We start from the raw sequence: 15,185 nt of genomic DNA on the forward strand, positions 1-15,185 counted from the left end.
CTTTCATGCAATGCCCGGTCATGGGCGTGCTGGCCATCATTTTATGGACCCGATTGCGCCCGCCGATGTCGCCGATGTGTCCGGCCGGTTGCGGAGAAAGCGCTCAATGGCGGAATACCGCCGAAAATCGCAAGCCAACTTACGGTGACGTTTGTGAAGGGCTACAAAAAGATCGCCGATTCTTTGTCGTCCATGCCCCCGTCGGCCGCAAGCCTCGCGGCATAGGTTGGAACGTATGGTCAATAATGTCAGCAAACTTCTGGTGGCGAACCGCGGCGAAATTGCGCTGCGCGTCGTGCGCACCGCCCGCGAGATGGGCATCCGCACGGTCGCCGTGTACGCCGAACAGGATCGCGACGAACAGTATGTGGATATGGCGGACGAAGCCTACCTGCTGCCCGGCGACACCTACCGCGACACGTATCTCAACGAGGACCTGCTGATCGGCATTCTGCACAGGAGCGGTGCCGACGCGGTACACCCCGGTTACGGGTTCCTTTCCGAGGTGCCGTCATTCGCGACCAAGGTCCGCGAGGCCGGTGCCGTCTGGGTGGGCCCAGACCCCAAGGCCCTGGTCGATCTGGGTGACAAAATCACCGCCCGCCGGGTCGCGGCCCGCGCGAAGGTCCCGCCCGTCCCCGGTATTTCCGAGCCGGTCAAGGATATGCGCGAGCTGCTTGATTTCGCACAGACGCACGGCTATCCGATCATGATGAAGCGCACGGACGGCGGTGGCGGCCGCGGCATCACCATCGTGCACAATGACGACGAGCTGCGCAGCTTCTACTTAAGCCATGACGCGCTCCAGGGCGGGGATCTGGACGAGTATTTCGTCGAACGGTTCATCGACAAGGCACGGCATGTGGAAACCCAGTGCGGACGTGACAGCCACGGCGATTTCGTCGTATATTCGACGCGCGACTGCTCGGTGCAGCGGCGCAACCAGAAACTCATCGAGGAGGCCCCGGCCCCCTTCATGCCGCCGAAAGCGATTGAAGCGTTGGAACGCTACTCGCGCGGCCTGTTCGAGGCGGTGGATTACGTGGGTCTCGGCACCTGCGAATTCATGCTCACCGAACAGGGCAAGGTGTACTTCCTGGAAGTCAACCCGCGTCTGCAAGTCGAGCATACGGTCAGCGAGCAGGTGTGCGGGCTTGATTTGGTGCGTGAACAATTGACGATTGCCGCCGGCGGGCACCTGACTCGACCGGAGAGCATCCGCGGCCACAGCTTCGAGCTGCGCATCACCTGCGAGGACCCGGCGACGAACCTGACACCGAGCTCCGGTACGCTCACCGGGTTGCAATGGCCGGCCGGACCGGGGATCCGCGTGGATTCCGGGGTTAAGGCGGGAGACACGATCTCGCCGAAGTTCGATTCCCTGATGGGCAAGCTCGTCGTCACCGCGCAGGACCGCGCGACTGCGGTCGCCCGCGTGCGTCGCGCCCTTGGCGAGCTGCGTATCGAAGGCGTACCGTCGCCGGCGAGCCTGTTCGAGCAGATTTTCAACGATCCTGAATTCACCGCCGAACAGCATCCGTTCAGTGTGTCCACCAAATGGCTGGAACGTAAGTATCTCAACCGCGAACCCGCAGCCGCAGGCGCCGGACAGCCCGCATCCGTGGCCGGAGGAGCCGGAGAGAAGACCGCTGCCAGCGATTCCTTCGTCATCGAAGTCAATGACAAGCGCGTCAAACTCACTGTCCCCCAGACGATTGTCGACGGGTTGACGGGTGCCGCCCGCGCACGGTCCGCGCGGCGCGCCACCCAGCCGTTGCGCGGTCAGGGATTGCATGATATCGGCAAGCCGAAGGTGGATGACGGGGCGAAAAGCGGCATCATCTCCTCGCCGATGCAGGCGATTGTCACTCGCGTCAACGTAGCGGAAGGCCAGAGTGTCTCCAAGGGCGACCTGTTGGTCGTGCTCGAATCCATGAAGATGGAGAACTACGTGTACGCGCCGGTCAACGGTACGGTCAAGAAGATCTGCGTCGGCCCGGCGGATGGCGTCGAAGGCGGGCAGACGCTTGTCGAGCTTGATATCCACGCCGCCGAAGGGGTGTCGGCGGCATCCGGGACATCGACAGACAAGGACGCGGAAGGAGACCGGCAATGAGCAGCACACTAACCGCAGCGCAGACAACCACGGCACCGGCGGACTCCACTACACTTGCGGACTCCACAGCACATGACACGACCCAGCCGATCCGCCCCGCCGTGGGACGGGCCGCCGAACTCGCGCGCGCCGCCGAGGAGCACGCCCGCGAGCGCCAGCATGCCAAAGGCAAAGGCACGGCCCGCGAACGCCTCGATCTGCTGTTCGACGCCGACAGCTTCCAGGAGATCGGCCGTTTCGTCGGCGGCGACATCAACAAGGGAGTGGCCGGCTCGGCCGTCATCACTGGTTTCGGCAAAGTGTACGGGCGCACGGTCGCCGTGTATGCGCAGGACTTCTCGGTGCGAGGCGGCACGCTCGGCGTGGCTGAAGGCGAGAAAATCTGCCACCTCATGGATATGGCGATCAGCCTCAAAGTGCCGATTGTCGCGCTGATTGACTCCGGCGGCGCGCGTATCCAGGAGGGTGTCGCGGCGCTCAGCCAATACGGGCGGATCTTCAAGAAGACCTGCGAAGCGAGCGGTTTTGTCCCGCAGATTTCCATCATCCTCGGCCCGTGCGCGGGCGGTGCCGTCTACTGCCCGGCGTTGACCGACCTGATCATCATGACGCGTGAGAACTCTGACATGTTCGTCACCGGGCCGAACGTCGTCAAGGCATCCACCGGCGAGACGATCAGCATGGCGGATCTGGGCGGCGGCTATGTGCACAACGTGGTCTCCGGCGTCGCGCATTATCTCGGCGAAGACGAGGCCGACGCGATTGACTACGCGCGCACGGTGCTCGCATACCTGCCGTCGAACTGCCAGTGTGAGCCGCCGGTATTCGCCTACGCGTCCACACACGCCGACCAGGCGGCAGCCTCGCGAGTCGCCTCCATCGTGCCGGACAACGACCGTCAGCCCTACGACATGCTCGATGTCATCCACGGTATCGTCGATTATGGCGAATTCGTTCAGGTGCAGGAACTGTACGCGAAATCCGCGGTCGTCGGCTTCGCCTGCATCGAAGGCCACCCGGTCGGCGTGGTTGCCAACCAGCCGAACGTGCTCGCCGGCATCCTCGACGTGGAATCCTCCGAGAAAGTCGCGCGCTTCGTGCGCCTGTGCGACGCGTTCAACCTGCCGGTCATCACCCTCGTGGACACCCCCGGATACAAGCCGGGCAGCGACCAGGAGCATGCGGGCATCATCCGCCGCGGCGCGAAAGTGATTTACGCGTATGCGAACGCGCAGGTGCCGATGGTGACGGTGATCCTGCGCAAAGCCTTCGGCGGCGCTTACATCGTCATGGGCTCCAAGGCGATTGGCGCGGACGTCAACCTCGCCTGGCCGTCCAGCCAGATCGCGGTGCTCGGCGCTCAAGGCGCGGTCAACATCATTCATCGCAAGGATCTGCAGAAAGCCAAGGAACGCGGGCAGGACGTGGAGGCGCTGCGTGCGAAGTACGTGGCCGACTATGAGGCTACGACCGTCAACGCGAACCTTGCGATGGAAACCGGGCAGATCGACGCGATGATCGACCCCGAGCAGACCAGGGACGCAATCGCCGGAGCCCTGCGCACGCTCGCCGGCAAGCGCCGCCACCGGCCGGTCGACAAGCATCATGGCAACCAGCCGATGTAAGCGCTTCCGGCAACGCTTCCGACAGCACTTCCGACAATGTCAACCACACCAATCAACAACACACGAATCGAATGGAAACCAGCAAAGGAACAATGATGACCAGTACCACACCTTTCTTGTCAAGGCTTGCTAACGAGCCCCACGCCGTGGTGTTCGGCGGGCAATCCACCCCGTGGACCGCGGCGCTCGCCGATGCGATGGACGACCCGACTCTGGCCGCGGACCTGCGCGCCCAGGTGCTCGCCGCCGACCGCCTGCTGACCCCGGTGGCCGCCGACCTGCTCGCCGTGACCGGACACCCGACCGACATCTTCGGATTCAAGCCGTCCGGTGCTTCGCTCGGAGCCGCAGCGGATGCGTCCGTAAGCGTCGAAGGCATTGCGCTCACCCAGCTCGCAGCGATTATCGACGCCGTGCATCTGGGGTACAACCCCGCTTCGAAGCCGGTGGCGTTGCTCGGCCATTCGCAGGGCATCATCGGCGTGCATATGGCCCGCGAACTGCAGCGTGCCGGCTCGCTCGAAGCCGCGCAGGAGCCGATCGACGAAATCCTCGCCGTGGCCCGGTTGATCGGCGTCGCCGGCACCCGTCAGGCGCGGCTGCTCGGCCTGCACGCCAAACTCGAAGGCGCAACCCCGATGTTGTCGGTCAAGGGCGCCAACCGTGAGCAGACCGAAACCCTGATCGCGCGTATCCCCGCCACCCGCGGGCCGATCTCCATCGCCGTCGAAAACGCCCCCGACCATCAGGTTCTGTCTGGCTATCCGGAGGATTTGGCGCTCTTCGCGCTCGCCGCGGGCAAGGAACACCGCAAGCAGGCGCGTCTGCGCGAGCAGAAGGTGCGCGGCGGCTCGGTGTTCGATCCGACGCTCGAATACCTTGACGTGACGCTGCCGTTCCATTCCCCGCTTATGGCCGATGCTGTTGACCAGACGGTCGCGTGGGCACAGGCGTGCGGCTTCGATGGGCTGCGCGCCCGCGAACTCGCCGAGGAAGTGCTTATCAACCATGTGGATTGGACCGGCCGCGTGCACAAGCTGCTTGAGTCCACGGATCCGTCCGCATTGTGGATTGTTGATATGGGCCCGGGCACCACGGCCGGCAAGCTGGTCGCCGCGCTCGCCCAAGGCAGCGGTGCCGGTGTGGTTGAGGCGGCAAGCACCGCCGACCGTGCCGCGCTGTCCACGCTGACGGGCGACCCCGAACGCCTGCAGAATTGGAAGGCGTACCGTCCGCGCGTCATCCACACGCCCGCCGGTGACCGGATCGCCACGAAATTCAGCGACCTGACCGGCAAGCCGCCGATCCTGCTGGCCGGCATGACCCCGACCACTGTGGACCCGCAGATCGTCGCGGCGGCCGCGAACGCCGGATACTGGGCCGAACTCGCCGGCGGCGGCCAGGTGACCGCCGAGGTGCTCGACCGGCATCTGGCCGAGCTTGAGGACGAACTCGAGGAAGGCCGCACGGTCGAATTCAATGCGATGTTCATGGACCGCTACCTGTGGAATCTCCAGTTCGGCACGCAGCGTCTGGTGCCGAAGAAGCGCGCGTCCGGTGCCCCGATCGACGGCGTGGTCGTCTCCGCCGGCATCCCGGAGTTCGACGAAGCCAGGCAGCTCATCGCCTCCCTGCGCGCCGACGGCCTGCCGTACGTGGCGTTCAAGCCGGGCACGGTCGACCAGATCCGCCAGGTGGTGCGTATCGCCAAGGCGGTCGCCCCGGTCACCATCATCGCCGAAGTCGAAGGCGGGTCCGCCGGCGGCCACCATTCCTGGGAATCGCTCGACGACCTGCTGCTCAACACCTATGCCGACGTGCGCGGCTGCGAGAACCTCGTGCTGGTCGCCGGCGGCGGAATCGGCACGCCGCAACGCGCTGCGGACTACATCTCCGGCCAATGGTCCCGCGCTTACGGGGAGCCCGATATGCCGGTGGACGGCGTGCTTGTCGGCACCGCCGTCATGACCGCCAAGGAGGCGCACACCAGCCCGCAAGTCAAGCGCATGCTCGTCGAAACCCCTGGCATCACGCTCGAACAGGGCGGCGACGACCCGTTCGCCCCGCGCGGCGAACGCTGGGTGCCGTCCGGCAAGGTGGTCGGCGGGGTGAGCTCCGGCTTGAGCCATCTGCACGCCGATATCTACGAATTGGAGAATTCCTCCGCCCGTTGCGGCCGTCTGCTGGTCGAGATGATGAAGCACCCCGAGCAGATCGAGCCTCGCCGCGCCGAAATCATCGACGCGCTCGACAAGACCGCGAAACCGTATTTCGGTGACGTTGCCTCGATGACCTACCGCCAGTGGGCGCAGCGTTTCGCCGACCTGTCCTTCCCGTGGGCCGACCCGACCTATGCGGACCGCTACCTGCACCTGTTGCAGCGCATCGAGGCCCGCGTGCGTGACCAGGAATCCGGCGAATTCACGCCGTTGTTCTCGGTACGCGCCGACGTGGAATCCGACCCGCAGCAGGCGCTGAACCGGCTGGGGGAGCGCTACCCGCAGATTGACACGCTTGAGGTCGAGCCGACCGACGCCGCATGGTTCATCACCTTGGTCAACGAATACCCCAAGCCGATGCCGTTCGTCCCGGTGATCGACAACGACCTGCTGCGTTGGTGGGGACGCGACCAGCTGTGGCAGTCGGAGGATCCGCGCTACAGCGCAGACGCCGTGCGTATCATCCCCGGTCCGATTTCGGTGGCCGGCATCACGACCATCGACGAACCGGTGGCCGATATTCTCGGCCGCTTCGAACACGCCGCGCTGGAACGCACCCAAGCCCAGGCCGCGCAGGCGGACGAACCGGCTGCGGACGCGCTCGGCACGCTCGCCGGGGCCACCGACGTGCAGGCCTATGTGCGCAGCTGCCCGAATATCTCCTGGATCGGCCATGTGACCAGCAATCCCGCGTACGGCACGGCTGCGGACGACGCGAACTACCGCATCGAACAGGTCGGTACGGATGGCGACAAGACCCTGCTCGACCTCGACATCCACCTCGACACCTTCTGGGACAAGGATCCCGACGGCGGGCTCGGCAAGCATGCGGTGCGAGACATCGTGATTCCGCTCATCGTGGGCGGCGCAGATTGCGGCCGTCTGCCGGTCGTTGACCGCGATCGCCTGCCCGAGCACGTGTACGCGATGCTCGCCGCGGTCGCCGGCATCGGCAATACCGCAATCACCGGCGATCGGCTCGTCGCGATGCCTGAAATCACGCCATCGGATGACACTGAGCGCTACCCCTTCGGTCTGGCGCATGCGCAGTACACGCTGTCCGCGAATCTCGGCGTCGACCATGAGGCTGCGACCGCCGGAATCCTGCCGGGGGATCTCAACGCCTCGCGTATCGCCCCCGACGCGCTGGTCGGACCGGCGTGGCCGGCGATTTACGCGGCACTCGGCTCGGTGAGTGTCGACGGCTATCCGGTCATCGAGGGCCTGCTCAACGCAGTCCATCTCGACCATCTCATCGAACTGCAAGTGCCCGAACACGAGCTGCTGCGCCACACAGGCGAGCAGGTCAGCCTGACCAGCTGGGCGGACCCGTACGCCGAATCCGCCTCCGGCCGCGTGGTTACCATCCATGTGACACATACCGCCGCCGACGGCACGGTGCTTGCACATGAGACCGAGCGCTTCGCGATCCGCGGCCGCGCCTACAGCGATGATCTGCCCGTCGAAGCCCACGATTACGGCGAATATCTCACCTATCGGGACAATCCGTCCCACAGCCCGAACGAGGATGACGCCAAAGAACAGGCCGGCGAACTCACCGAGTCGACTCCGCGTCGTCTGCTGCGCCGCGTCACCGTCCGCGCCCCGCACGAGATGACCGCTTTCGCCCGTACTTCCGGCGATTTCAACCCGATTCACACCTCCGTGCGCGGCGCCGCGATCAGCGGCCTCGACGCCCCGCTCGTGCATGGCATGTGGCTGTCCGCCACTGCCCAGCATGTGGTGCAGGCGGCAGACGACAAGGGCATGCACTACGAGATTGCCGGCTGGACCTACAACATGTACGGCATGGTCCAACTGGACGACCAAGTGGAGATCACCGTCGAACGCGTCGGCCATATCCGCCATGGCGGCCTGCTGCTCGAGGTCACCTGCCGCATCGACGGCCAGCTCGTCTCGCGCGGCACTGCCGCAACCCGCCCGCCGGTGTCCGCCTTCGTCTACCCGGGCCAGGGCATCCAGAAGCAGGGCATGGTTCTGGACGAACGCGCGAAATCCCCGGCCGCCCGCAAGGTGTGGGAGCGCGCCGACGCCTTGACCCGCAGCAAGCTCGGATTCTCAATCCTCGCCGTCGTGCGTGACAACCCGAAGGAGCTCACCGCCAACGGCGTCACTTACCGGCACCCCGACGGGCTGCTTAACCTCACCCAGTTCACGCAGGTCGCGCTCGCCACGGTCGCGTTCGCCCAGACCGCACGCCTGCGCGAAGCCGGCTGCGACCTGTGGCCGTCCTACTTTGCCGGCCATTCGCTCGGCGAGTACAACGCGCTGAGCTCCTTTGCCGGCATCATTCCGCTGGAGACCGTGCTCGAGCTCGTGTTCCACCGCGGCTCCACCATGCACCATCTCATCGAGCGCGACGAACAGGGGCGCTCCAACTACCGGATGGGCGCGCTGCGGCCGAATCAGTTCGGCGTTGGCGATGACGGCGTCGAAGAGTACGTCGAGAGCATCGCCAAGCAGTCCGGCGAGTTCCTGCAGATTGTCAACTACAACCTCGCCGGCCAGCAGTACGCGATTGCCGGTACCATAGCCGGACTCAAGGCTTTGAAGGCGGATGCCGCCCGCCGTGTGGCGGAATATGGCGGCAAGCCGGCTTTCATGCTCGTGCCCGGCATTGACGTGCCATTCCATTCGAGGCTGCTGCGCAAGGGCGTGCCCGAATTCCGCGACAAGCTGGACGCGCTGCTTCCGCAGTACATCGACTACCAGCGTCTGGTCGGCCGGTACATCCCGAATCTTGTGGCCGTGCCGTTCGAGATGACGCGTGATTTCGCGCGCAAGATTCTCGACGTCGTGCCGTCCGAGCGCATCAAGGCCGCGCTCGACGACCCGAAGGTGTGGGATTCTTACGCCGCCGACGAGCAGAAGCTCGGCAGGCTGCTGCTCACCGAGCTGCTGTCCTGGCAGTTCGCAAGTCCGGTGCGTTGGATTGAGACGCAGGACCTCATGTTCCGCGCTACTGCGCATGACGGGCTCGGCGTTGAGGAATACGTCGAGGTCGGTCTGGGCAATGCCCCGACGCTCGCGAACCTCGGCACGAAGACCCTGCGCCTGCCGCAGTACACCGGCCGCCATGTGACCGTGTACAACGTGGGACGCGACGAGGGCCGCATCTACATGACCGATACCGATCCGCTGGTCGAGACCGATACTGAGGAAGATAGCGCCGCTTCGGTGGCTGCTCCGGCGGCCCAGGCTGCGGCTCCTGCCGCTCCGGTAGCGCAAACCGCTGCCGCCGTTCCCGCTGCCGTTGCGCCCGCCCCGGCTCCTGCGGCCCCTGCCGCCGCATCCGGCGAACGCCCGGCTGATCTGCCATTCCACGCCTCCGACGCAATCGCCGCGCTGCTTGCCTACGCTGGCAAGATCCGCCCCGACCAGATCGGTGACAACGACACGACTGACACGCTCACCAACGGCGTCTCCTCGCGCCGCAACCAGCTGCTTATGGATATCAGCTCCGAACTCGGCGTGGCAAGCGTCGATGGCGCCGCCGAAGCGCCGGTCTCCGCGCTGAGCAAGCTGGTTGACAAGGTCGCCCCAAATTACAAGCCCTTCGGCCAGGTCTTCGGCGATATCGTGCGCGACCGCATCCGCCATCTGTTCGGTGCGGCCGGCATCAAGCAGGCCCAGGTCGAACAGCGGGTGACCAATACGTGGCAGCTCGGCGAAGGCTGGGCGTCCCATGTGCTCGTCGCGCTCGTGCTCGGCACGCGTGATGGGGCGTCCTCGCGCGGCGGGGATCTGGCGACGCTCGGTACCGACGCCGCCCAGAACCAAGCCGCTGCCAACGCGCTTATCGATGCCGCCGTCCAGCAGGTGGCCGCAACCCGCAATATCACGGTCGCGCTGCCGTCCGCTTCCGGTGCCGCCTCGGGTGCGGTGGTCGATTCCGCCGCGCTTGACGCCTTCGCCCAGCAGGTAACCGGTTCCACCGGCGTGCTCGCCTCCGCCGCCCGCTACGTGCTCGACCGGCTCGGCCTGAATACCCCGGCCGCCCAGCCTGACGGCGACGACGATGAGGCGGTTGTCCAAACCGTCGCCGCGGAACTCGGCGCCGATTGGCCCAAGCAGGTCGAACCGCGCTTCGACGCCCGCAAGGCCATCGAATTCGACGACCGCTGGGCTTCAGCCCGTGAGGACCTCGCCCGCCTGTATTACAACGACGACCGGTCGGTCGCGGAGCTGGACTTCACCGGCGCCGGCGACGCGGTCTGCAAGCAGGCCAAGTGGTTCGCCTCCAAGGCCGAGCAGGAGGATCGCCGCGACCTCGCCGCGATCTTCGACACCATTGCCACTCAGGCGCTCGCCGATCCGAAGGCCGACCCTGCAGCATCCCGCTTCGCCGGCGATATCGCCGTCGTCACGGGCGTCGCCCCGCGCTCCATTGCCGCCCAAGTCGTGTGCGGCCTGCTGGCCGGAGGCGCGACCGTCGTCGCCACCTCGCACAGCTTCAAGCCGTCCGTCAAGCAGTGGGCGAAGCAGGCGTACCGCACGCATGCGGCCGCGGGAGCCCGTCTGTGGCTTGTCCCCGCGAACCTGTCCAGCTACCGTGATGTCGATGCGTTGGTCGATTGGGTCGGCCATGAGCAGAAGAAGACTTCCGGCGCTACGACCACGGTGATCAAGCCCGCATACGAGCCCACGCTGTTCTTCCCGTTCGCCGCCCCGCCGGTCCATGGCACCATGTCCGACTCCGGCGAACTGTTCGAATCGCAGGCGCGCCTGATGCTGTGGGGCGTGGAGCGTGCAATCACCGGATTTGCGGCAATCGGCTCGGACACCGACGTGCAGCACCGGCTCCACGTGATTCTGCCCGGCTCTCCGAACCGCGGTATTTTCGGCGGCGACGGCGCTTACGGCGAAGTCAAGAGCGCCTTCGACGCGATTGTCAATCGTGCGCACGCCGAACGCGTATGGTCCGGCCGTGTCACCTTCGCCCATCCGAAGATCGGTTGGGTGCGGGGAACCGGCCTGATGGGCGGCAACGACCCGCTCGTCGAGGTGGTCGAACGCCACGGGCTGAAGACCTACTCGACCGCGCAAATCGCCGTCAAACTGCTCGACCTGTCCACGAAGGAAGCCCGCGAACAGGCCAAGACCGCGCCGCTGGACGTGGACCTGACCGGCGGCCTGGGCAGTGAGCCGATCGATATCAGCGCCCTGCGCCGCGAAGCCATGGAAGACGCCAAACGCGCCGAATCCGAAGGCTCTGACATCGCAGCCACGACGAAGGCCGCCCCCGAAGCCACCATCAAGGCTCTGCCGACGCCGCGCGTGCCCCGCCAGCCCGACATCGACTTGAAGGACTGGACCAACGTCACCGCGCGTCCTGAAGATGAAATCGTCATCGTCTCGATCGGCGAACTCGGCCCGTGGGGCTCCGGACGTACCCGCGCCCAAGCGGAGCTCGGCATCCACGCCGACGGCAGCGTCGACCTGTCCGCAGGCGCCGTGCTCGAGCTCGCGTGGAATATGGGCCTGCTCACGTGGCAAGACAGCCCGAAAGCCGGCTGGTACGACACTGACGGCAACCTGGTTCCCGAGGAAGATATCGCTGAGCGGTACCATGACGAAGTCGTGGCGCGAAGCGGCATCAGGCCTTTCGAGGACGGCATGGGCTCCAACTATCTGCGTGACGGCGAAACCGGCGGCAACGACGAGGAGGAGGCTGAGATCTTCCTCGATCACGATGTCGAATTCTCCGTGCCCACCGAGGACATGGCCCGCGAATACGTCAAGCTTGACGAAGCGCACACCAGCATCCGCGAGGACACCGAAGCCGGAGAATGGGTGGTCACCCGCCATGCCGGCTCGATGATCCGCGTGCCTCGCCGCGCGGCGATGACCCGCACGGTCGGCGGCCAGTTCCCGAAGGGCTTCGACCCGCTCAAGTGGGGCATCCCCGCTTCGATGGTCGGCGCGGTCGACCCGATTGCCCTGTGGAACATCGTCACCGCGGTGGACGCCTACCTGTCCGCGGGCTTCACGCCGACGGAGATCCTGCAGGCCGTGCACCCCTCCATGGTCGCGGACACACAAGGCACTGGCTTCGGCGGCATGCAATCGATGCGCAAGCTGTACCTTGATCGTTTCCTCAACCATGAGATTCCGACCGACATCCTTCAGGAGGCGCTGCCCAACGTGGTCGCCGCCCATGTGATGCAGTCGTACATCGGCGGATACGGCAATATCATCCAGCCGGTCTCCGCTTGTGCGACCGCCGCGGTCTCCGTCGAAGAGGGCGCCGACAAGATCGCCCTCGGCAAGGCAGATTTCGTGGTCGCCGGCGCAATCGACGACATCGGCGTCGAATCCGTCATCGGTTTCGGCAACATGAACGCCACCGCAAACGCCCAGGAAATGTACGCCAAGGGCATCGACGCGCGCTTCTTCTCCCGTGCGAACGACCGTCGTCGCGGCGGCTTCGTCGAATCGCAGGGCGGCGGCACGATTCTGCTGACGCGCGGCGATATCGCGTTGAAGCTCGGCCTGCCGGTCGCTGGCGTCGTCGGATTCATCCACTCCTATGCGGATGGCGCGCACACCTCAATCCCGGCTCCGGGTCTTGGCGCACTTGCCGCCGGCATGGGTGGCCGCGATTCCAAGCTCGTGCATGATTTGGCGCGGCTTGGCGTCACCCCGGACGATATCGCCGTGGTCTCCAAGCACGACACGTCCACGAACGCGAACGACCCGAACGAATCCGAGCTGCACAACACAATCGCGCACGCCATCGGCCGCACCGAAGGCAACCCGCTGCTCGTCATCTCCCAGAAGAGCCTGACGGGTCACGCAAAGGGCGGGGCCTGCGTGTTCCAGATCAACGGCCTGACCCAGCTGTTCCGCACGGGTGTCGTCCCGGCGAACGCTGCGCTCGACTGCGTCGATCCGAAGCTCAAGCGTGACGATTTCATGGTCTGGCCGACCAGCCCGATCAAGGTCGGTCCGGTCAAGGCGGGATTGGCGACATCCCTCGGCTTCGGCCATGTCGGCGGTTTCGTTGCGATTGTCAGCCCCGGCGCCTTCGAGGCCGCGGTCGCGCACACCGCAGGCGATGAGGCGCTCCAAGCGTGGCGCAAGCGCGCGAACAGCCGTCTGGCCGCCGGCCACCGTCGTCTGGAAGAAGGCATGATGGGCCATGCCGCGCTCTACGAGCCCATCGACGAGCGTCACTTCCACAAGGACGGTCACGGCTATGACGCGCATGAAGTCGAGAAGGCCATGCTGCTCGATCCGAACGCCCGACTCGGGGCCGACGGATACTACGAGGCCTGACCTGTGCACGACGCCGGATTGTCTGGACTGTCTGGATTGTCTAGATGGTTCGGATTGTCCTGACAGTCCGGCCTGCCCGGCGCGTTGATTCCTGCTGCGTCCGCCGACACTGAGCGATTCCTCAGCGTCGGCGGACGCAGCACGCGTTTTATCCCCATGAAACGGTCAGCCGTGGCTGAGATGATGGCAACACGATGATGACGACAGCGCACGGCAGTTTCGCGTGTGCGGGACGCAGTAGGAAAGGGAACACATGAGCGACCAGAGCGATGATGCAGACAAAACTTTCGCGAACCGGCCGGAACATGTCGCACCGACCGGCCAGCAGCCGCCGATGACGCAGCCGCCAGTGACGCAGCCGCAGCAGACCGCGCGGCAGGAATATCGGCAGGGGAATCAACAATCCGCATATTCACAAGAGGAATATCAGTCCGCTGCCCAGTCCTCCCACCAGCCCGATGGGCAGCCGGCCGATTGTCCGTCCGAGCCATACCAGCCGTATCAGCAGGTCCCGCAGGCACAGCAGTATCAGCAGTATCAGCCGTATCAGCAGGTTCCGCCAGCGCAGGCCAATGCGCAGCCTCAGCAATTCCCGCAATTCCCGCAGCCGGTGGCCCCGGCGGCGACATACCCGAATCCCGCGTATCCGGCCCAGATGCAGGTGCCGCCTTACCCGTACCAGCCTTACCCGGATCAGCCGTACCCGTATCGGGTGACCCCACCTCAGCCATATCAGCCGTACCCGCCTCAGCCATATCAGCCGTACCCTTACCCGCCGCAAGCCGTGCCGCCCTACCAGCAGGTGTCGCCGTATCAGCAGCAGGTGCCGCCCTACCCCTCCTACCCGCCGCAGCCGATGCCACAGGCCCAACAGCCCACATGGATTCCCCAACGCGTCCTCACCTACGCCCAGCAAGTGCGTCGTGCGGTCGGCCGCGAGGCGCGGCTTGTGCTGTTCTATTGCGTCGTGATGACGGCGGTCGCGCTGGTCGCCCAGATGACCATCGCCACGGTGATGATCCTTCAGGGCGCTCCCGAATCGGAGGTGTTCAGTGACTCATTCAGCAATCGGATATCTGGCGCCGTCAGCCTGATCGCCCTCGTCGGATGCGCAATCTACCTGGCACTTATGCGTTCGCACGACCAGTTATGGCACGGCTTGCCGCACGAGCTGCGCATGGAACTGACCGGACGCGGTGAGCGCGCGCACCGCAAGATGACGCCTGTTGTCTTTCTGCTCGCCATCATGCTGATTCTCGGCGCTTCCAACGTCTACACCTTCATCCTCGAACCGGCGCTTGACTGGCTGTCCGGCCTGTTCGGCTTCCAGCCCAGCACGGCGATGGACAGCATCGACGCCTCGATGGGCACGCTCGCCATGGTCCTGTACGCCGGATTTTTCGGCCCGATTATGGAGGAGCTGCTGTTCCGCGGCTTGGTGATGCCCGCGCTCGCCAAGTACGGCAAGGTGTTCTCGATCGTTACCAGCGCGGTCCTGTTCGGCTTCTTCCACACGGATCTGTTGCAAGGCGCGTATGCGATTCTCGTCGGACTGGTCTTGGGCTATATCGCCGCCGAATACGGACTGGTGTGGTCGATTGCGCTGCATATCACGAATAATTTCGTCTTCTCCGACCTGTTCTCCCGCCTGTTGACCGTGATGCCGGAAAACGCGCAGAACATCGTCGGTTACGGGCTCTACATCGCCGTCGGCGTGGGTTCCCTGCTGTACCTTGTCTTGCGGTTCAGAAACATCCGCGAATACATGAAGGCCAACCGCAGCCCGCAGGGTACGGTTGCGGCGTGCTGGAGTTCCCCGTGGTTCCTGGTGTTCCTCGGGTTGTCGTTCCTCTTCGCCTTCGCGACCGGATTTACTTCGGTGTGATGATGCGTGATGCAGACGAACCGGCGGCATCGATGGCGGCG

At 65.2% G+C, this 15,185-nt stretch carries 3 protein-coding genes and 2 pseudogenes; all 5 read left to right on the forward strand.

The genetic code is table 11. The features are described 5' to 3' along the window. The first annotated feature begins 235 nt into the window (after window positions 1-235). Entirely contained in the window at window positions 236-2,116 is a 1,881-nt protein-coding gene (locus ACI38B_RS03295) for a biotin carboxylase N-terminal domain-containing protein (protein ID WP_439729505.1), read from the forward strand. Continuing rightward, entirely contained in the window at window positions 2,113-3,741 is a 1,629-nt protein-coding gene (locus ACI38B_RS03300) for an acyl-CoA carboxylase subunit beta (RefSeq protein WP_439729506.1), read from the forward strand. Before ACI38B_RS03295 ends, ACI38B_RS03300 begins: the two co-directional genes overlap by 4 nt. Window positions 3,742-3,836: 95 nt before the next feature. Beyond that, window positions 3,837-6,507 (forward strand): annotated as a pseudogene (locus ACI38B_RS03305) (fatty acid synthase subunit beta domain-containing protein); the annotation flags it as partial. A gap of 95 nt (window positions 6,508-6,602) precedes the next feature. Next, a pseudogene (locus ACI38B_RS03310) lies at window positions 6,603-13,259 on the forward strand (acyltransferase domain-containing protein); the annotation flags it as partial. Between the two features lie 253 nt (window positions 13,260-13,512). Next, window positions 13,513-15,144 carry a lysostaphin resistance A-like protein gene (locus ACI38B_RS03315; protein WP_439729507.1) on the forward strand — a complete coding sequence of 544 codons (1,632 nt, stop codon included), beginning with the start codon at window positions 13,513-13,515 and terminating at the stop codon, window positions 15,142-15,144. Window positions 15,145-15,185: the final 41 nt, after the last annotated feature.

It is taken from the genome of Bifidobacterium sp., from assembly GCF_051876855.1.
Classification (GTDB): Bacteria; Actinomycetota; Actinomycetes; order Actinomycetales; family Bifidobacteriaceae; genus Bifidobacterium.

Excerpts from the sequence above, each read along its gene's own strand:
- ACI38B_RS03295 (WP_439729505.1), top strand. The coding sequence starts at position 236 with ATGGTCAATAATGTCAGCAAACTTCTGGTGGCGAACCGCGGCGAAATT.
- ACI38B_RS03300 (WP_439729506.1), top strand. The coding sequence starts at position 2,113 with ATGAGCAGCACACTAACCGCAGCGCAGACAACCACGGCACCGGCGGAC.
- ACI38B_RS03315 (WP_439729507.1), top strand. The coding sequence starts at position 13,513 with ATGAGCGACCAGAGCGATGATGCAGACAAAACTTTCGCGAACCGGCCG.